Annotated in this window: 15 protein-coding genes and 1 pseudogene; 9 read left to right on the top strand and 7 right to left on the bottom strand. The window is 64.3% G+C overall.

The window, feature by feature from the left end:
* Both tnpA and ACZI8W_RS22725 read left to right on the top strand, forming a co-directional pair.
* Positions 1-415, top strand: a 415-nt coding sequence (gene tnpA / locus ACZI8W_RS22730) for an IS200/IS605 family transposase (RefSeq protein WP_463370780.1), incomplete at its 5' end; no start/stop codon positions are given.
* Between the two features lie 98 nt (positions 416-513).
* Positions 514-870, top strand: a pseudogene (locus ACZI8W_RS22725) (phosphatidylglycerol lysyltransferase domain-containing protein); the annotation flags it as partial.
* Positions 871-916: 46 nt separating this feature from the next.
* Here ACZI8W_RS22725 and ACZI8W_RS22720 read toward each other — a convergent pair.
* The 5 genes from ACZI8W_RS22720 to hsaA all read right to left on the bottom strand — a co-directional run bounded on the left by ACZI8W_RS22720 (position 917) and on the right by hsaA (position 4,872).
* Positions 917-1,198: a DUF4193 domain-containing protein gene (locus tag ACZI8W_RS22720; protein ID WP_463370779.1), complete on the bottom strand. Its 282-nt coding sequence runs from the start codon at positions 1,196-1,198 to the stop codon at positions 917-919.
* A 133-nt stretch (positions 1,199-1,331) separates the two neighbouring features.
* A complete protein-coding gene (hsaB, locus tag ACZI8W_RS22715) occupies positions 1,332-1,916 on the bottom strand; it encodes a 3-hydroxy-9,10-secoandrosta-1,3,5(10)-triene-9,17-dione monooxygenase reductase subunit (RefSeq protein WP_463370778.1) in 585 nt (194 codons plus the stop codon).
* Entirely contained in the window at positions 1,913-2,815 is a 903-nt protein-coding gene (gene hsaC / locus ACZI8W_RS22710; RefSeq protein WP_463370777.1) for an iron-dependent extradiol dioxygenase HsaC, read from the bottom strand. Before hsaC ends, hsaB begins: the two co-directional genes overlap by 4 nt.
* Positions 2,815-3,687 carry a 4,5:9,10-diseco-3-hydroxy-5,9,17-trioxoandrosta-1(10),2-diene-4-oate hydrolase gene (hsaD, locus tag ACZI8W_RS22705; RefSeq protein ID WP_463370776.1) on the bottom strand — a complete coding sequence of 291 codons (873 nt, stop codon included), beginning with the start codon at positions 3,685-3,687 and terminating at the stop codon, positions 2,815-2,817. Before hsaD ends, hsaC begins: the two co-directional genes overlap by 1 nt.
* A 9-nt stretch (positions 3,688-3,696) precedes the next feature.
* A complete protein-coding gene (gene hsaA / locus ACZI8W_RS22700) occupies positions 3,697-4,872 on the bottom strand; it encodes a 3-hydroxy-9,10-secoandrosta-1,3,5(10)-triene-9,17-dione monooxygenase oxygenase subunit (RefSeq protein ID WP_463370775.1) in 1,176 nt (391 codons plus the stop codon).
* Between the two features lie 188 nt (positions 4,873-5,060).
* On the opposite strand from hsaA, the gene ACZI8W_RS22695 reads away from it, so the two are divergent.
* Both ACZI8W_RS22695 and ACZI8W_RS22690 read left to right on the top strand, forming a co-directional pair.
* On the top strand, positions 5,061-6,209 hold the full coding sequence (locus ACZI8W_RS22695) for a 3-ketosteroid-9-alpha-monooxygenase, oxygenase component (protein WP_463370774.1): 1,149 nt from the start codon (positions 5,061-5,063) through the stop codon (positions 6,207-6,209).
* 1 nt (position 6,210) lies between these two features.
* Positions 6,211-6,573, top strand: a complete 363-nt coding sequence (locus ACZI8W_RS22690; RefSeq protein ID WP_463370773.1) for a hypothetical protein — start codon at positions 6,211-6,213, stop codon at positions 6,571-6,573.
* A gap of 24 nt (positions 6,574-6,597) precedes the next feature.
* On the opposite strand, the gene ACZI8W_RS22685 is transcribed toward ACZI8W_RS22690, so the two are convergent.
* Positions 6,598-9,228: a helix-turn-helix transcriptional regulator gene (locus tag ACZI8W_RS22685; protein ID WP_463370772.1), complete on the bottom strand. Its 2,631-nt coding sequence runs from the start codon at positions 9,226-9,228 to the stop codon at positions 6,598-6,600.
* Positions 9,229-9,372: 144 nt separating this feature from the next.
* Here ACZI8W_RS22685 and ACZI8W_RS22680 point away from each other — a divergent pair, with 144 nt between their 5' ends.
* From ACZI8W_RS22680 to ACZI8W_RS22660, 5 genes are all read left to right on the top strand, one after another.
* Positions 9,373-10,797, top strand: coding sequence for a cytochrome P450 (locus ACZI8W_RS22680; protein ID WP_463370771.1), 1,425 nt, complete (start codon positions 9,373-9,375; stop codon positions 10,795-10,797).
* Positions 10,798-10,868: 71 nt separating this feature from the next.
* On the top strand, positions 10,869-12,584 hold the full coding sequence (kstD, locus tag ACZI8W_RS22675) for a 3-oxosteroid 1-dehydrogenase (RefSeq protein WP_463370770.1): 1,716 nt from the start codon (positions 10,869-10,871) through the stop codon (positions 12,582-12,584).
* 69 nt (positions 12,585-12,653) lie between these two features.
* Entirely contained in the window at positions 12,654-13,514 is an 861-nt protein-coding gene (locus ACZI8W_RS22670) for a MaoC/PaaZ C-terminal domain-containing protein (RefSeq protein ID WP_463370769.1), read from the top strand.
* Between the two features lie 34 nt (positions 13,515-13,548).
* On the top strand, positions 13,549-15,294 hold the full coding sequence (locus tag ACZI8W_RS22665; protein WP_463370768.1) for a cholesterol oxidase substrate-binding domain-containing protein: 1,746 nt from the start codon (positions 13,549-13,551) through the stop codon (positions 15,292-15,294).
* Between the two features lie 179 nt (positions 15,295-15,473).
* On the top strand, positions 15,474-16,475 hold the full coding sequence (locus tag ACZI8W_RS22660) for an alpha/beta hydrolase (protein ID WP_463370767.1): 1,002 nt from the start codon (positions 15,474-15,476) through the stop codon (positions 16,473-16,475).
* A 51-nt stretch (positions 16,476-16,526) separates the two neighbouring features.
* On the opposite strand, the gene ACZI8W_RS22655 is transcribed toward ACZI8W_RS22660, so the two are convergent.
* Positions 16,527-17,315: an ABC transporter permease gene (locus ACZI8W_RS22655; protein WP_463370787.1), complete on the bottom strand. Its 789-nt coding sequence runs from the start codon at positions 17,313-17,315 to the stop codon at positions 16,527-16,529.
* Positions 17,316-17,323 lie beyond the last annotated feature (8 nt).

Genomic DNA, 17,323 nt, shown 5'->3' with positions numbered 1-17,323 from the left:
CCTGGTTTTTTTCGTCATCACGTATCGGCATCGCGTGGTCACCGCCCGCCACCTCAAACGCATGGAAGCGATCATCCGGACCGTGTGTACCGACGTCGAGGTCGAACTGGTCGAGTTCACCGGCGAATCGCACCAAGTGCATCTGCTCGTGAACTTCCCGCCGAAGGTCGCCGTGTCGAAGCTGGTGAACAGCCTCAAAGGTGTGTCGTCGCGCAGGATGCGGCAGGAGTTCCCCGAGCTGGTCCGGCACTACTGGCGAGCCCAGCGGCTCTGGTCGGGGTCGTACTTCGCTGGATCGGGTCGGTGGTGCCCCGATCTCGGTGTTGCGGCAGTACATCGAGCAGCAGGACCGTCCCGCCTGGGGCACGCTCGGCCCTTGGCGGGCCTCCCGCGTGCGCCTTCACCTCCGCCGTGAACGGCGGAGCACTAGCGCACATTTCGGTAGCGTGATCACCCAGGCGAGTACCTCCCCTGCCGCTCCGACTTGATCGACGGCCGCCCCTGGTTGATCCACCGGTGATGGAGTTCCTCATCGCGTCGGCTGCGCTGTCCGCACGTGAGGACGGGCTCGAGTTCGTCAGCTTGTCCGGAGCTCCGCTTGCCAGAGCCCTGGAGGAATCGGGCACCGAGAGACCGGGTGCACTCGATGACCTGTTGAGCCTGCTGGGTCAGGTTCTCGAGCCTGTGTACGGGTTCCGGTCGCTGCTGTCGTTCAAGGCCAAGTTCCAACCCCGTCATCGCCCCATGTACATGGTGTTCCCCGACTCCACGGCATTGCCCGGGATCGGGCTCGCGGTCGGCCACGCGTACCTGCCGAACATGTCGTTCGGGCAGGGACGGCAGCTCATGTCACGGATACTTCAACGCTGATGCGGCGCCAGGTGCATCGTTCGCCTCCGTTGCGAGAACAGCATTCTCAGGCGCAATCCATGCAGATACTCTCTGCCGGATCGGCCATGCGATTGCGATGCTGAACGAGAAAACAACGCGTACAGGTGAATTCGTCCGACTGACGGGGGACTACTCGGACCGTCAGTTCCTCACCCGACAGGTCCGCGCCGGGAAGCTCGAACGATTCGGCGGTGTCGGTCTCCTCGACGTCCGCCACCGCAGCCTGTGCGGTGTTGCGGCCGGGGCCCAGAATATCGAGCGACTCATCGTTGCTTTCGACCCTGGGGCGGTCATAGTCGGTGGCCATGGGCTCCTCCGTTCGTGGATGTTGGCGGCTACCGGTTATCGGTGTTGGTTGACCGATGGTAGAGCACAACAAGCACACGGGAGTATTTATGCCTGATCACATGAGGAAGATTTTCCGTCCCTGCGCTCGACACTTACAACCAGGTGTCCTCCGACACGGTGGTGAGAAACGCTTCCAGATCGTCGCGCCACGGGGCAGGGGTGGTCTTCTCCGGTTCGATGCCGGTGTACTGACCACGATAGAACAGCAGCGGCCGGCCCAGTTCCTCGCCCACCTCGCTCAGCGAGGAGACCCGACCGAATACGACCCAGTGGTCGCCGCCGTCGTGCACGGTCTCGACGGTGCAGTCGATATGCGCGAGCGATCCTGCGAGGATCGGCGACCCTAGTGGAGACGGCGTCCACTCGACGCCGGCGAACTTGTCCGGTTCACGCGACCCGAAGCGAGCGCATACGTCCTGCTGCTCCTCGGCGAGCACGTTCACACAGAATCGCCCACTGCGTTCTATTGCCGTCCACGAGCGGGATTGCTTGGTCGGGCAGAACAGCACGAGCGGCGGGTCGAGTGACAGTGCCGCAAACGACTGGCACGCAAATCCGACTGGAGCGTCGTCGTCGAGGGTGGTGATGATGGTGACGCCGGTGCAGAACTGTCCGAGGACGGTACGGAACGTCCTCGGATCCAGTGCACCGGCGCCGCCGTCCGTGGGGGCGGTCATTGCTGGAAACCCACCGTGAAGTCGTGACCCCACAGGCTCACCGCGGTCGATTCCCTGGCGATCCACTTCTCGTCCTCGATCTGCAACCCCTCGCAACCGAATTCGATGTCGAACCCGCCCGGGGTCTTCATGTAGAACGACAGCATCTCGTCGTTGACGTGCCTGCCCAACGTCGCGGACATCTTGACCTTCTTCCGCAGGGCGCGGTCGAGGGCCAGGCCCACATCGTCGGAGTTCTCCACCTCGATCATCAGATGGACGATGCCGGTCGAGTTGGGGAACGGCAGGAACGCGAGACTGTGGTGTCGCGGGTTGCAGCCGAGGAACCGCAGCCACGCCGGGTCTGCCCCCTCGGGCCGCCCCACGGCCTGCGGCGGTAGCCGCATGGAGTCGCGGAGAGTGAATCCGAGGACATCGCGGTAGAACCGCAGCGACGCCTCGTCGTCGTCGGTGGTCAACACCACGTGACCGAGACCCTGCTCGCCGGTGACGAACCGGTGCCCATAGGGGCTGACGATCCGGCGGTGTTCGAGCGCGACACCGTGAAATACCTCGAGGGTGTTGCCGGAGACGTCGTCGAACGTGATGAGCTCGGCGACGCGGCGATCAGCGAGCTGCTCCTTCGTGCCTTCCTTGAAGGGCACCCCTGCGGCAACCAGGGAATCGCGGACCTGCTGCAGTTCTTCCGCGTTGGCGCTCTCCCACCCGGACACCTGCAGGCGGTCGTGCTCGCCGGGAACGATGACGAGGCGCGCGGGAAAATCGTCCATGCGCAGATACAGGGCTTCGGGGTCGGCGCCCTTACCCTCGATCATGCCGAGCACTTTCAGGCCGTACTCACGCCAGGCCGCCATGTCGGTGGCCTCGATCCGCATGTACCCCAGGGAACGGATACCCATCACTTACCTCCGTCCGTGAGGAAATCCGCCGTGATCCGGTTGAATTCCTCGAACTTCTCGAGCTGCGCCCAGTGCCCACAACCACCGAACACGTGCAGTTGCGCGCGGGGGATCATCTTGAGTGCCACAAGCGCGCCGTCGAGCGGATTGACGCGGTCTTCGCGTCCCCAGATGAGCAGCACGCGCTGCCGGAGCTTGTAGGCGTCCCGCCAGAGCATGCCGAGTTCGAAGTCGGCGCTGGAGAACGACTTTCCCATCGCCTTGGCGGCAGCGAGCGATTCGGGGGCGCTGGCGGCTTCGAATCGCTCGTCGATCAGTTCTTCGGTGACGAGCGACTGGTCGAACACCATGATCCGCAGGAAGGCTTCGAGATTCTCGCGGGTCGGCTGGTAACTGAACTTGCCGAGGTTGCGCACCCCCTCGGTCGGGTCGGGGGCGAACAGGTTGACGCTGAGGCCGCCCGGTCCCATCAGGACGAGCCGGCCGGCGCGCTCGGGGAAGTCGAGGGCGAAACGCACCGCTGCGCCGCCACCGAGGGAGTTCCCGAGCAGGTGCACCCGCTCGATACCGAGGTGATCGAGCAGGTCCTTCAGCGCCGTCGAACTGTGCACGAAGTACTGCGGATGCTCGGTGGGCTTGTCGGACTTGCCGTATCCGGGCTGATCGACGCAGATGACGTGGAACTTCTCGGCGAGGACAGGAATGTTGCGGGAGAAGTTCGACCAGCCCGACGCACCCGGGCCGCCCCCGTGCAGTAGCACGATCGCCGTGTCGTTCCCGACACCTGCCTCATGGTAGTGCAGGCGCAGATCGTCACGGACCTGAGCGAAGCGGGACGTCGATTCGTAGGTGATCTCTCGAGTTGCAGTCACGGGCGGTCCTTACACCATCGTATCGGTGAGCGGAAGACCGAACTCTGCGCCACCGAACATCACGTAGGCCCGTTCGGCGTCGTTGGCTGCGTGCACACGACCGGCGTGGGCGTCGCGCCAGAATCGCTGGATGGGTGTGCCGTTGGCAAGCGCGGTTGCGCCGGAGTTCTCGAACAGCCGGTCGATGGAGGCGATGGCACGGCCTGTCGCACGCACCTGGTCGCGGCGAGCACGCAGACGAAGCTCGATCGGCACCTCTTTGCCGTCGACGAGGTAGGCGTACTCGTCGGCAACATTGCCCGAGAGCTGCCGCCACGCGGCATCGATGTCGCTGGACGCTTCGGCAATGCGGATCTTGGCGAATGGGTCGTCCTTGGCCTTCTCACCCGCATACGCGGCGCGGACACGCTTGCCCTGATGCTCGACGTGCGCGTCGTATGCCCCATACGCCATGCCGACGATCGGCGCGGAGATCGTCGTGGGATGGATGGTGCCCCACGGCATCTTGTAGACGGGCGCGGTGTTGCGCTCGAGCCCGGGGGAAGCGAGGTCGTTCATGGCCTTGAAGCTCAGGAAACGGTGACGCGGAACGAACACGTCCTTGACAACGACCGTGTTCGAGCCCGTCCCCCGCAGCCCGACCACATTCCAGACGTCGTCGATCTCGTAGTCGGAGCGCGGAATCAGGAAGCTGCCGAAGTCGACGGGGCGCCCGTCCTTGATCACCGGACCTCCGACGACCACCCAGGTAGCATGATCACTGCCCGACGACCAGGCCCATGCACCGTTGACCTTGTATCCGCCGTCGACGACCTCACCGGCACCCATCGGCGCGTAGGACGATGAGATGCGTACGTCGGGGTCGTTGCCCCAGACGTCTTCCTGAGCCCGCTGATCGAACAGCGCGAGGTGCCAATTGTGGACACCGATGATGCCGGAGACCCAACCGGTGGAGCCGCAGGCACTCGCGATGGTGCGTACCGCGCTGTAGAAGGTGACCGGGTCGGCTTCGTATCCGCCCCACTGAGCCGGTTGCAGAAGCTTGAAGAATCCGGACTCCTGAAGCGCCTTGATCGAGCTGTCGGGGATGCGGCGAAGATCCTCGGCTTCCTGCGCACGTTCCCGCAGGCTGGGCAGCAGAGCATCGATCCGCTGCTGCACCTCGTGGCTGTCGTGGTCACCCACTGGACGCTCCCGTCTGTTCAGGAATTGATCGCTTGCTTCGAGACTAGAACATGTTCTTATTTGTGTCGAGACAAGCAGCCTTCGCAGAGGACGAAGTCGGATGGGGACCAAAGTCCACGTTCCCTTTCGATCGCGAGTGAAGTTCTATAACGTGTTCTACTAAGAAATCCGGAAGGAAGTGAGCGGACATGTCACAGATTCGCGAGATCGACGTCGGAGAGACCCGGACGCGGTTCGCACGGGGCTGGCATTGCCTCGGCCTGAGCCGCAGTTTCAAGGACGGCAAGCCTCACTCCGTCGAAGCATTCGGCACCAAACTCGTGGCCTGGGCCGACAGCAACGGCGAGATCAAGGTGCTCGACGGATACTGCCGGCACATGGGCGGCGACCTGTCGCAGGGCGAGATCAAGGGCGATTCGATCGCATGCCCGTTCCACGATTGGCGCTGGGGCGGCAACGGCAAGTGCACCGACATCCCCTATTCGCGTCGCGTTCCCCCTCTCGCCCGCACTCGCGCGTGGGTCACGATGGAAAAGCACGGTCAGTTGTTCGTGTGGCATGACCCGGAAGGCAACAAGCCGCCGGAGAACGTCACCATTCCCGAACTCGAGCAGTACGGAACCGACGAGTGGACCGACTGGACGTGGAACCAGATCGTCATCGAAGGGTCCAACTGCCGCGAGATCATCGACAATGTCGTCGACATGGCGCACTTCTTCTACATCCATTACGCCTTCCCCACGTTCTTCAAGAACGTCTTCGAAGGGCACATCGCGGAGCAGTACCTCAACACCCGCGGGCGACCGGACAAGGGCATGGCCACCCAGTACGGCATGGAATCGAAACTCGAATCGTACGCCGCCTACTACGGGCCGTCGTACATGATCAACCCGCTGGACAACAGTTACGGCGGCTACGAAACCAAGTCGATCCTGGTCAACTGCCACTACCCGATCACACATGATTCGTTCATGCTGCAGTACGGCATCATCGTCAAGAGGCCTACCGGAATGTCCGAAGAACAGTCGGATTTCCTGGCCGCCAAGCTCACCGAAGGTGTCGGCGAAGGCTTCCTCCAGGATGTCGAGATCTGGAAGAACAAGACCAAGATCGAGAATCCCTTGCTCTGCGAGGAGGACGGCCCGGTCTACCAGCTGCGGCGCTGGTACGAGCAGTTCTACGTCGACGTTGCCGACGTGACCGACAAGATGACCGGACGCTTCGAGTTCGAGGTCGACACCACCAAGGCGAATGAAGCCTGGGAGAAGGAAGTCGCCGAGAATCTCGAACGAAAGGCCGCAGAAGAGGCACAACGCACCCAGGAAGCAGAGGTCTGAGATGACAGCCTCGACTCGCGAAGCCAAATGGGCGAAGTCCCCGGATTTCGCCGATCGACCCGACCGGGTCGAGGCCATCGCAGCCCAGACCGCGATCGACAAGATCAACTATCTCGATTCGGGCCTGAACGAAGTCGCGTGTCGCGAGTGCGGCACGTGCGTCCTCGTACGCAAGAACAGCTACCGGCACACGAGTGTGCAGTGGCAGGAGGACCCCGGCACCGTGTGTCCGGTCCTGCGCACCACCGCCGCCGACGCGGTCACATCGATCACGCCGCGTGAGGGTTGCCCGAACCTCAAACGCAGCATCGAGCAAGCGGTGGCCGAGGGGGCCCTGACCGTGCCGAACGAGGAGAAGAGATGACACCGCGGGACAAGCGTCGCGGGTTCAGGGCCCCGAGCCTCCCATGATCTCCGCGAGTTCGTCCCGGCTACTGACACCCACCTTCCGGTAGATCCGATACAGGTGGCCCTCCACCGTGCGAATCGAGACGACCAGAGTTTCCGCAATTTTCCGGTTGGACAGCCCACGGACCGCCAGCCGCAGCACTTCACGCTCACGGGCCGTGAACTCGACCGGCTCCGATGCCGCCTGCAGGGCAGGAGTGTCGGCGCCTCCACATCGCTCCGCAAGGCTTCGCGCCCGCACATGCGCGGTCAGCGCCGCACCGCGGTGTCCGTCCCCACGGAATGCCGGCACTGCCTGAGCAGCTGCGTCCAAGGCCGCGATCAGATCTCCCAATTCTTCGTAGCGATGGGACACTTCGGCCAACCGATCACCGTCGTGCGCAGCAAGGGCCTCCGCGTGGTCCGCCACCACGCCTGCCCGAGGACCATCGACGACACCTGCCAGATGCCTCACCCGAGGCCCCGTGGTCGCATCACCGAACTGCGTCGCGGCCTGAAGACATTGCATCTCACGGGCAACCTGGCCGCGGGCACCTGCCGCAGCGGCGGCTGTGCGAACCACCTCGACGGCGGCACGGAGCGCACCACCGGAAGCCCGCACCCATCCTTCGGCAACCGCAATGTCCGGGTCCCACAGGGCGAATCCTGGCCCCACACGCACCGCCACGCCGGTGTCGGACAGCACGTCCGCCGCGTCCGAGGAACGACCGGACATCGCCAGCGCGGTTGCCAGATATATCGTCGCCAGCAATGCCGGACCGGTATTCCTCACCGGCCCGTACACCGCCCCACCGAGGCGTGCCCGCGCCGCATCGAGCCGGCCACGAGCAAGATCGCACGCACCCATCATGAATTCGATTCCCACCGCGTGAGGTAGATCGACGTCCCGCTCGTACAATTCGTCGACCACCGCACACGCATCGATCACACACCCGGCAGCCACCTCTGCGGTCATTTCGAGGAACCCCAGGCCCATGCGGAGATGCTCCGCCGCATCCGAACGCGCTGCCACCGCATGACCAATCGCTGCAGCAGCGTGTACGGACCCGAATTCGTCCCTGCCGCAGAGGTAATCCGTTCTGCCGAGATCTCCGAGGCCCGCCACCAGCCCCCAGATCGCCATCATCGTCTCATAGTCGTCGGTTCCTCCGTCCCGCAGAACATCCCGAGCGAGATCGACTGCCACAGAGCACTGTCCGCGTGCCGCTGCCACCGCGGAGCACAGCGCACGGTGCCCGGCGCCACGTCCGAGTCGCTCCGCGAGGCCCTCGTTGTCATCCAGCACAGCTTGTGCCCGCACCGCGTCGCGTGCGATCCACGCAAGATTCCCGGCCCGCACCAGTGCCACACGGAATCGGATGGCGTCGTCGGCAGCCGAGTCGGTCAGCTCCGCCAGAATGCCGTCGGCTTCTGCGCTGCGTTCGAGCTGGCCCAGACTGAATGCATGCATCAACCGCGCCTGCGGACCTCCGCCGGCGTCGACCGCTGTCCGCGCGAGATCTTCACACAGCACAGCGTCGTGCAGGGTGAGCGCGACCCGTGCCGCGTCGAGCAGGATCACCGGGTCTGCGTCGAGGTCCGATTCCCGGACAAGCAGAGCCCGCCGTACCACCGACCGGTGGTCGGCTCCCCCGAGATCGGCGAGTGCGGTCGCGATACGGCCCCGGATCTCCCGAAGGCGCAATTCACCGGCGTGCGCGCGACGCGCCTCCCCGATCAGAGGGTGACTCAACCGCACCGTGGGGATCTCGCGTTCGGTGCCCACCATGACGAGCCCCGCGGCTTCGGCGCGGGGCACCGTATCGGGATCGACCACCACACGCAGGACAGGCAACTCGAGTGGCTCACAGACCGCCAGCGCGTCGAGCACCTCCTGGACCGATGGTGGTTGCCGTCCCACGTGCGCCTCTACCAAATCGACGAGCGTCGGAGAAAGTCCGCGCATCCCCGCCCACTTCCACATTCCGTCGGACTGCACGAGTCGTCCGCTCGCGTACTCGTCTTCGACCAGTTGATGCAGAAAGAGCACGTTTCCTTGCGTGTAGGACCACAACTGCCGGGCACTCTCAGCAGCCACCGGACCACTGAGGACACGTTCCACCAAGCGCCTCGCCGCACCTTCCGTCAGGGGATCGAGGTCGAGTCTGCTCAACGGCACGTCCTTGCACGCACGTGTCACCGCGTCCGGGCAGCGCTCACCGGACCGAACGGTGAGGACAACCGCGACCCGGTGCCGGAGGGCCAGCTGATGGACAACGAACGCGGAGGAGTCGTCGAGCAGATGAGCATCGTCGATGCCGACGAGCACGGCGTCGGCTTCTGTTCCTGCAAGTGCATCGAAGACCCCCCTTACCCGCCCGAGGGGGCCCGACCCGGCGCTTCCCGCCACATCGGCGAACGCCGAAAGCGGTATGTTCTGCGACGATTCGGTAGCGGCAGTCCAGTACACGCGCCGCGCGGGCTCGCGGGCGAGGACTTCCCGCGCGAGACGTGTCTTACCGACGCCCGATGGCGCTGCGATGACGATCCCCGTCGGGGGAGGCCGATCGAGCACCTCTCGGACGATCCGGAGTTCCTCGTCCCGGCCGGTCAACGGCCATACGCCGGGCACAGACGAATTCTAGGCCGTCGTGGCGATCGATTTCTCACGATTCGAGTAGGGCACTACTCGCTTCCTCCTGATCCGCACGACCGATACTGGACCTCCACCAGCTCGACGCCGACCCACAGTCGGCATCGAATCCTAGGAGGCATCATGACCGTCACCGCCGGTGCGTCACCCACCCCACCGACCGTCTCCGGCTCCTGGCTGCTGGGCTCGACCCGCGACATCCTGAGCAATCCGCTCGACTTTGGGATGCGCGCGTACGAGGAGTGTGGCGACGTGGTTCGCGGCGTCATCGGGCCCCCAGGACTCCGCCACGAGTTCTTCACCATCAACCATCCCGACGGGATCGGGCTTCTGCTGTCCGCACCGAACAACCGCAACTTCCGGAAGGACTCGGTCTTCTACCAGGCGATACGCGATGTATTCGGTGACGCCCTGCTCACGAGCCAGGACGAGACGTGGCTCCGTCAGCGGCGGATGATCCAGCCGCTGTTCACCCCGAAGAACGTGGACGGCTATTCCCAGGCGATGCGAACGGAGGTGGAACGCATCGCGGGCACATCACCCGGCGCCGAAGGCGAACTGCTCGATCTGCGCGCCTGGATGGGCGAGCTGACACTCGGTGTCGCATCGAAAATCCTGTTCGGCGAGCAATCACCGCAGATGACGCGGGTCCTGCGCACCGCGTTTCCCGTGCTCGGCAGCGCTTATCTCCGACGCGGGCTGGCGCCCGTCAAGATTCCGCTGACATGGCCGACCCCAGCGAACCGCCGCACCGCACGTGCGGGGAGGCAGATCCGTCAGGTGTGCGACGAACTCATCGAGCATCGTCGGTCACTTTCCGATCCCGGCACCGATCTCGTGGGCCGACTGATCTCTGCCCGCGATGGCAACGACCGATTGTCGATCGACGAGATCCGGGACCAGATCAAGCTCTTCCTTCTCGCCGGGCACGAAACCACCGCCACCGCTCTCACATTCGCACTGCATCTGCTCGGACACGCACCTGAAGTGCAGCAACGCGTCCGAGAGGAGGCCGAATCGGTTCTTGACACCGACGACGCATCCGCTGCCGAAGCCCACACCCTGACCTACAGTGCTCTGACATACACCACGATGGTGTTCGAGGAAGCCACGCGCTTGTACCCGCCGGCGCCCTTTCTCACGCGGAGGAGCATCGAGGCCAGTGACGTATGCGGATTCCGCATCCCGGCCGGGGCGGACGTCAACGTTGCCATCTGGGTGATCCACCACCGCGCCGATCTGTGGCCCGATCCGTTCCGGTTCGATCCGGACCGGTTCGCACCCGGACGGGAGAGCGAACGACCCCGTTTCGCGTGGGTTCCCTTCGGCCACGGCCCGAGAGGTTGTATCGGTCAACGGTTCGCGATGCTCGAGGGCGTGATCGCGCTGGCAGTACTCGTCCGGAATTACGAATTCCTCTCTCCGAAGGGAGACGTGCCGGTTACTGCCGACATCGTGCTCCATCCCGTCGGTACGGTTCCGTGCCTGGTCCGCCAGCGATCCTCGACCCCGACTGTAACGCGTTCTCGAACGAGGTTCCCGGTGTGATTTCTCAGCGTACGTTCTATTTCACCCGGAAGGATGGACTCGACACCCCCTAGTTCTATAACGTGTTCTACATGAGTGAGCAGGAGTACGACATCGTCGTCGTCGGCAGCGGCGCCGGCGGCATGACGGCCGCGATCACCGCTGCCCGCCAGGGCGCAAGCGTCGTCCTGATCGAAAAGGCACCCCACTACGGCGGCTCGAGCGCACGCTCCGGGGGCGGCGTGTGGATCCCCAACAACGACGCCCTGAAGGCCGCGGGCGTCGAGGACACCCCGGAAGCAGCTCGCACTTATCTCCACAGCATCATCGGCGACGTCGTTCCGGCCGAACGGATAGACACCTACATCGACCGCGGACCCGAAATGCTGTCGTACATCCAGAAACACAGCGCACTCGATCTCACGTGGGTGCCCGGCTATTCCGACTACTACCCCGAAGCTCCCGGCGGACGGGCCGGCGGGCGATCGGTGGAACCGAGGCCGTTCGACGGAAATCGCCTCGGTGACGACCTGAAATTCCTCGAACCCGACTACGTCAAGGCACCGTCGAACTTCGTCATCACTCAAGCCGACTACAAGTGGCTCAACCTGCTGATGCGCAACCCGCGGGGACCGCTGCGTGCAGCGAAAGTCGGCGCACGATTCCTGTGGGCGAAGATCACCAGGAAGAATCTGCTGGTCCGCGGTCAGGCACTCATGGCCGGACTGCGCATCGGCCTGCGAGACGCGGGTGTCCCTCTGTTGCTCGACACCGCCCTGACCGATCTCGTCGTCGAGGACGGAGTCGTACGTGGAGTGCGCGTCGAATCCAGGGGTGAGGAACGCACCATCCGCGCACGCAAGGGCGTCATCCTTGCTACCGGCGGATTCGAACACAACGCGGAAATGCGCACGCAGTACCAGCGTGAACCGATCGGCACCGACTGGACCGTGGGCGCGAAGGCCAACACCGGCGACGGTATCCGCGCCGGGCAGGCAGTCGGGGGCGCCGTCGATCTCATGGACGATGCCTGGTGGGGGCCGTCGTTCCCGCTCACGGGTGGTCCGTGGTTCGCGTTGTCAGAGCGCAGCCTGCCCGGCTGCATCATGGTCAACAGCGCCGGAAAGCGATTCGTCAACGAATCCGCGCCATACGTCGAAGCCACGCACGCCATGTACGGCGGCAAGCACGGCCGTGGCGACGGTCCGGGCGAGAACATCCCCGCATGGCTGGTGCTCGACCAGCGCTACCGCAACCGGTACACCTTTGCGGGAATCACTCCCGGCCAGCCGTTCCCGAAGCGCTGGTTCAAGGCCGGGGTGATCGTCAAGGCCGACACGATCAACGAACTCGCCGAAAAGATCGGCGTCCCCGCGTCCGGCCTCACCGACACAGTCGAACGGTTCAACGGTTTCGCCCGGACCGGAAAAGACGAGGACTTCGCTCGCGGCGAATCGAAGTACGACCACTACTACGGAGACCCCCGCAACAAGCCGAATCCCAGTCTCGCTGCGATCGGCAAGGCGCCGTACTACGCGATCAAGGTGGTGCCGGGCGATCTCGGCACCAAGGGCGGGCTCGTCACCGATGTCGACGCGCGGGTGCTCAAGGAAGACGGCAGCGTCATCGACGGCCTCTATGCGACCGGCAACGTGAGTGCCCCCGTCATGGGTCACACGTACGCGGGCCCGGGCGCAACGATCGGACCCGCAATGACGTTCGGATATGTGGCGGTGCTAGACATTCTCCGCAAGGACGATGTCCGTTCAGCGGAAGACGCCGTCGCGGATACCGCCGATCGCACCTAATCTGCGCCCCACCGCCGCGGACGCGGCAGCACAGGCATCGAAGACATAGGTAGTGAAGAAAGGACCCTCGTGCCCATCGATCCCTCTGTCGCCATCGGCGCAGCCCTCCCCGTCCAGGAATTCTCGTGGACCAGCAGCGACGTACAGCTCTACAATCTCGGTCTCGGCGCAGGCGCCCGCCCGACCGACGCCGGCGAGCTGCGCTACCTGCGCGACGGTGATCCCCAGGTGCTACCCACGTTCGCAACGGTGGCCGCCACATTCCACACCACGGAACCACCGAAGGTCTCCTTCCCCGGTGTCGAGATCGATCTGGCGAAGGTCGTGCACGGCAGCCAGGAGGTCCGGGTCCACGCGCCGATCCCGGCATCCGGTAAGGGCCGCACCACCACGCGTATCGCCGAAGTATGGGACAAGGGCAAGGCCGCGGTCATCGTGCAGGAATCCGTCACCGAGGATCTCGACGGAAATCCTCTGTGGACTGCGCGGTCGTCGATCTTCGCCCGTGATGAAGGAGGTTTCGGCGGCGAGCGTGGACCGTCGGAATCGGTCGCGCTCCCCGACCGCGCCCCGGACGCCGAGTTCGACGTCCCGACCCTGCCGCAGCAGGCGTTGCTGTACCGCTTGTGCGGCGACCGCAACCCGCTCCACTCGGATCCGGATTTCGCGCAGGCTGCGGGATTCCCGGCGCCGATCCTCCACGGCCTGTGCACCTACGGCACGGTGTGCAAGTCGATCACCGACCATCTCCTCGATTCCGATGCGACGCGTGTCGCCGGGTTCCGCGCCAAGTTCGCCGGCGTCGTATTCCCGGGTGAGACCTTGCGCGTGCGCGTGTGGAAGAGCGAGAACCGGCTCGTCGCCACTGTCACCGTCGCAGACCGAGATCTTGCACCAGCCCTGGCCGATGTGGTCCTCACCGTCGCGTGAGGCCCCCCTTCCCGGAAAGCTACTCAAAAAAACAATGACAATTCGAGACTCCGCACCGCGCCTTTCCCGGCGCGGCTTCTTCGCTGCCGGCGCCGGTGCACTTGCCGTGACCGCAGTCGGCAGCTGGACACCCGTTCACGCGTTTCCGGCAGGGTCGTCCGACGCGACGCTTCCCGCGCCACCGTCGTTCCCCGAGGGGATCGATTTGTACCAGCAGGCGTACCAGAACTGGTCCAAGGAGATCATGCTGGACTCCATCTGGACCTGCGCACCGAACAACGCGGACGACGTGGTGCGGCTGACCAACTGGGCACATGAGAACGGCTACACCATCCGGCCACGCGGCGCGATGCACGGCTGGACGCCGTTGACCATCGTGAACGGCGCACCCGTCGACCGCGTGATCCTCGCCGACACCATGCTCCACCTGAACTCGGTGAGCGTCGATCCAGGCGGCGATCCCGCCACCGTCACGGCCGGGCCCGGCGCGACACTCGACGCGATCACCACTGCAGCACACGCACACGGCCTCGGATTCGCGAACCTGCCCGCGCCCGGCGTCTTGTCGATCGCGGGTTCGCTCGCAGTCAACGCACACGGAGCTGCGCTTCCCGCCGACGGTGAAAGCAACTCCCCTGGACACACATTCGGATCACTGAGCAATCTCGTCACCGAACTCACTGCGGTTGTCTGGGACGGCAACAAGTATGCCCTGCGCACCTTCACCCGCGCAGATCCCGACATCACGGCGTTGCTGGCGCACTTGGGAAGAACCTTCCTGACCTCGGTCACGCTCCAAGTCGGCCCCGACTACCGCATGCGCTGCCAGAGTTACACCGACATCGACTGGCGCGAACTGTTCTCCCCGGCCGGCACCGAGGGACGCACCTTCGAGTCGTTCGTCCGCAGCGCAGGCCGTGCAGAGGCAATCTGGTACCCGTTCACGGAGAAGCCGTGGATGAAAGTGTGGTCACTCGCGCCAGAGAAGCCGGCGGAATCGCGGGAGGTCACGGGTCCGTACAACTATCCGTTCTCCGACAATCTCCCGGAGCCCATCACCGACCTGGTCGGGCAGATGACCGCGGGAAACCCCGGTGTTGCACCGTTGTTCGGTGAAACGTACTACGGCGTGACTGTCGCAGGGCTCGCCGCGACCGCATCGTCGGATCTCTGGGGCTGGTCCAAGGACCTGCAGTTCTACATCAAGGAGACCACGCTGCGCCTCACCGAGGGTGGCGGCGCGGTTATCACCAGTCGCGACAATATCGCCAACGTCATCCACGACTTCGCAGAGTGGTTCAACGAACGCATCGAACACTACCGTTCGCTCGACCAGTATCCGCTGAACGGGCCGGTCGAGATTCGGTGCTGCGGCCTCGACCAGACATCCGATGTGCGGGTACCATCGGCAGGCGCTCCGACCATCGCGTCGACACGTCCACGCCCGGATCGCCCCGAATGGGATACCGCGATCTGGCTGAATGTGCTCGGCGTTCCGGGCACGCCCGGCATGTTCGCGTTCTATCGCGAGATGGAACAGTGGATGCTCCAGCGCTACAACGGCGGTGATTCCACATTCCGCCCCGAATGGTCGAAAGGCTGGGCATTCGGGCCGGATCTGCCGTACACCGACGACCGGATCCTCGACAGCACTCTTCCTGACACCTACCGTGAAGGTGTTCCGGCAGACGAGAATTGGGACTCCGCTCGGGCCGTGTACAACCGGCTCGACCCGCACCGGGTGTACAGCAACACCTTCATGGACCGTCTACTCCCCTGACCCGACCTGATCCGACCGCTTCCGAGCGAATGTATCCCTCGTTCTGTCAATCGAGACGAATGATACATTCGCTCGGAAATGGTGCAGGTTCGCAAGGTTTGTTAGGGTTCGCAACTATGCGAGGCCTTCGAAGAGCAATCAGTGCGGCAACGATTCCCTTGCTCGTGGTGGCGGGCGGTGTGACATTCGCAAGTACCGCATCGGCGCTGCCCGACACCGGATCCGTCATCGCACCGGCCGGTTCCGACACCGAGGTCACGTTCGACGCATCCGGCACCACCTTCCACGGAAGCCTGCGCAGCCCCGACGGTGATGTCAAGGGCGCTGCCCTACTGCTGCCAGGGAGCGGAGTCACCGATCGCAACGGCAATCAGGCACCGATGATGGTGGCCGACACCCTGCTTCGTGTCTCCGACTCTCTCGCCGCCCAAGGCATCGCAAGCCTGCGCTTCGACAAGATCGGTGCGGGCGCCACCGGCCTCGGCTCGTATGCGCCCGAGACCGGCAAGGTCTACGGGTTCACCGACCAGGTCGACCATGCCCAGGCCGCTACCGAACTGCTTTCGGAACGCACCGGATTCGGCGTCGACGACATTCTCGTGCTCGGTCACAGCGAAGGTGGTCTGACCACGCTGGCGCTCGCCGAGCGTGGCGTCGGCGACGGCTACGGACTGCTCGCACCACTGTCGATGCGCTACCTCGACCTGCTGCGAGTCCAGCTCGAATCGTTGGCGAACTCGGGGCAGCTCGACGAAACCGACGCCGACGCACTGCGCAACGACATCCCCCGCACCATCGATTCACTTCGCACCACCGGTACCGTTCCGGAGGGTCTGAGCCCGATCATGGAGCAGTTCGGGTTCAACTCGTACAACGCGACCTTCCTGGCCGAGGCCGACGCACTCTATCCTCCGGACCTCGCCGCATCGCTCCCGGACGGCACACCGGTCCTTCTGACCTGCTCAGACAAAGACCTCAACATCAGCTGCGATCAGATCGAGCCGCTCCGGGCCTCGCTCGAGCACACCGATCTGCAGTTCGGTCATTTCACCACAGCCAACCACACCCTCGAAGAACTCGGCCCACTTCCCGCCGGGATCGCCGACGGCCCGGCCCTGCTGCCTGCGTCCACCGAGTTCGCGACCGCAATCAACGGATGGGCCGCACAGCGCGGGCAATGAGCTGATACACGGCGCTCCCACTCGATAGAAGACGTCAGCGGCTCACGTCTTCTATCGGCTCACTGCCTTCTTGTAACGACGGATCGCGAACGGCACGAACACGACCAGCATCAGCGCGGTCCACAACAGTGACGCAATGATGGGGTTCTGCAGTGGCCACACGTCGGGCACCGGCATCATCGGATTGGTGTTGCCGAACAACTCGCGGACGGCCTGGGTGACCGCCGACACCGGGTTCCATTCCGCGAACGTGCGCAGCACGGGCGGCATCTGCGACGTATCGACGAACGTGTTGGCGATGAACGACAGCGGGAAGATCACCATGAAGCTCGCGTTGTTGAACACCTCGGGGGTACGGATCCACATGCCCACCACCGCCATCAACCACGACAGGGCATACGCAAACAGCAACAGCAAGGCATAGCCGGCAAGCGCCTCGAGCGGCGACGAATTGATGCGCCAGCCGACCACCAGGCCGGTCAGCGACATGACCACCAAGCTCACGATGTTGATGAGCACATCGGTGGAGGTGCGGCCGATCAGCACCGCAGACGGCGCCATCGGCAGGGTCCGGAATCGGTCGATGATGCCCTTCTGCAGGTCTTCGACCATGCCGAGGCCCGTCCACGTAGCACCGAAGATCACGGTCTGGGTGAACACGCCCGCGATGAGGAACTCCCGGTACGACGTGCCGGGGATCTGGATCGCACTGCCGAACACGTACGCGAACAACAGCACGAACATGATCGGCGACAGCGTCGTGAAGACGATCAGGTCCGGAACGCGCTTGATCTTGATGATGTTGCGTTTGGCGATGGTCAGACCGTCGGAGGCGGTCATCAGCAATG

The organism is Rhodococcus ruitaii, assembly GCF_055230935.1.
The sequence above is the reverse complement of the archived record's forward strand: the minus strand, read 5'-3'. Positions and strand labels throughout refer to the sequence as shown.

What these genes read in the sequence shown, in the direction of transcription:
- ACZI8W_RS22665 (WP_463370768.1), top strand. Translation starts at nt 13,549, where the DNA reads ATGACAATTCGAGACTCCGCACCGCGCCTTTCCCGGCGCGGCTTCTTC.
- ACZI8W_RS22720 (WP_463370779.1), bottom strand. Translation starts at nt 1,198, where the DNA reads ATGGCCACCGACTATGACCGCCCCAGGGTCGAAAGCAACGATGAGTCG.
- ACZI8W_RS22690 (WP_463370773.1), top strand. Translation starts at nt 6,211, where the DNA reads ATGACAGCCTCGACTCGCGAAGCCAAATGGGCGAAGTCCCCGGATTTC.
- kstD (WP_463370770.1), top strand. Translation starts at nt 10,869, where the DNA reads ATGAGTGAGCAGGAGTACGACATCGTCGTCGTCGGCAGCGGCGCCGGC.
- ACZI8W_RS22680 (WP_463370771.1), top strand. Translation starts at nt 9,373, where the DNA reads ATGACCGTCACCGCCGGTGCGTCACCCACCCCACCGACCGTCTCCGGC.
- hsaC (WP_463370777.1), bottom strand. Translation starts at nt 2,815, where the DNA reads ATGGGTATCCGTTCCCTGGGGTACATGCGGATCGAGGCCACCGACATG.
- hsaB (WP_463370778.1), bottom strand. Translation starts at nt 1,916, where the DNA reads ATGACCGCCCCCACGGACGGCGGCGCCGGTGCACTGGATCCGAGGACG.
- ACZI8W_RS22695 (WP_463370774.1), top strand. Translation starts at nt 5,061, where the DNA reads ATGTCACAGATTCGCGAGATCGACGTCGGAGAGACCCGGACGCGGTTC.
- ACZI8W_RS22655 (WP_463370787.1), bottom strand. Translation starts at nt 17,315, where the DNA reads ATGACCGCCTCCGACGGTCTGACCATCGCCAAACGCAACATCATCAAG.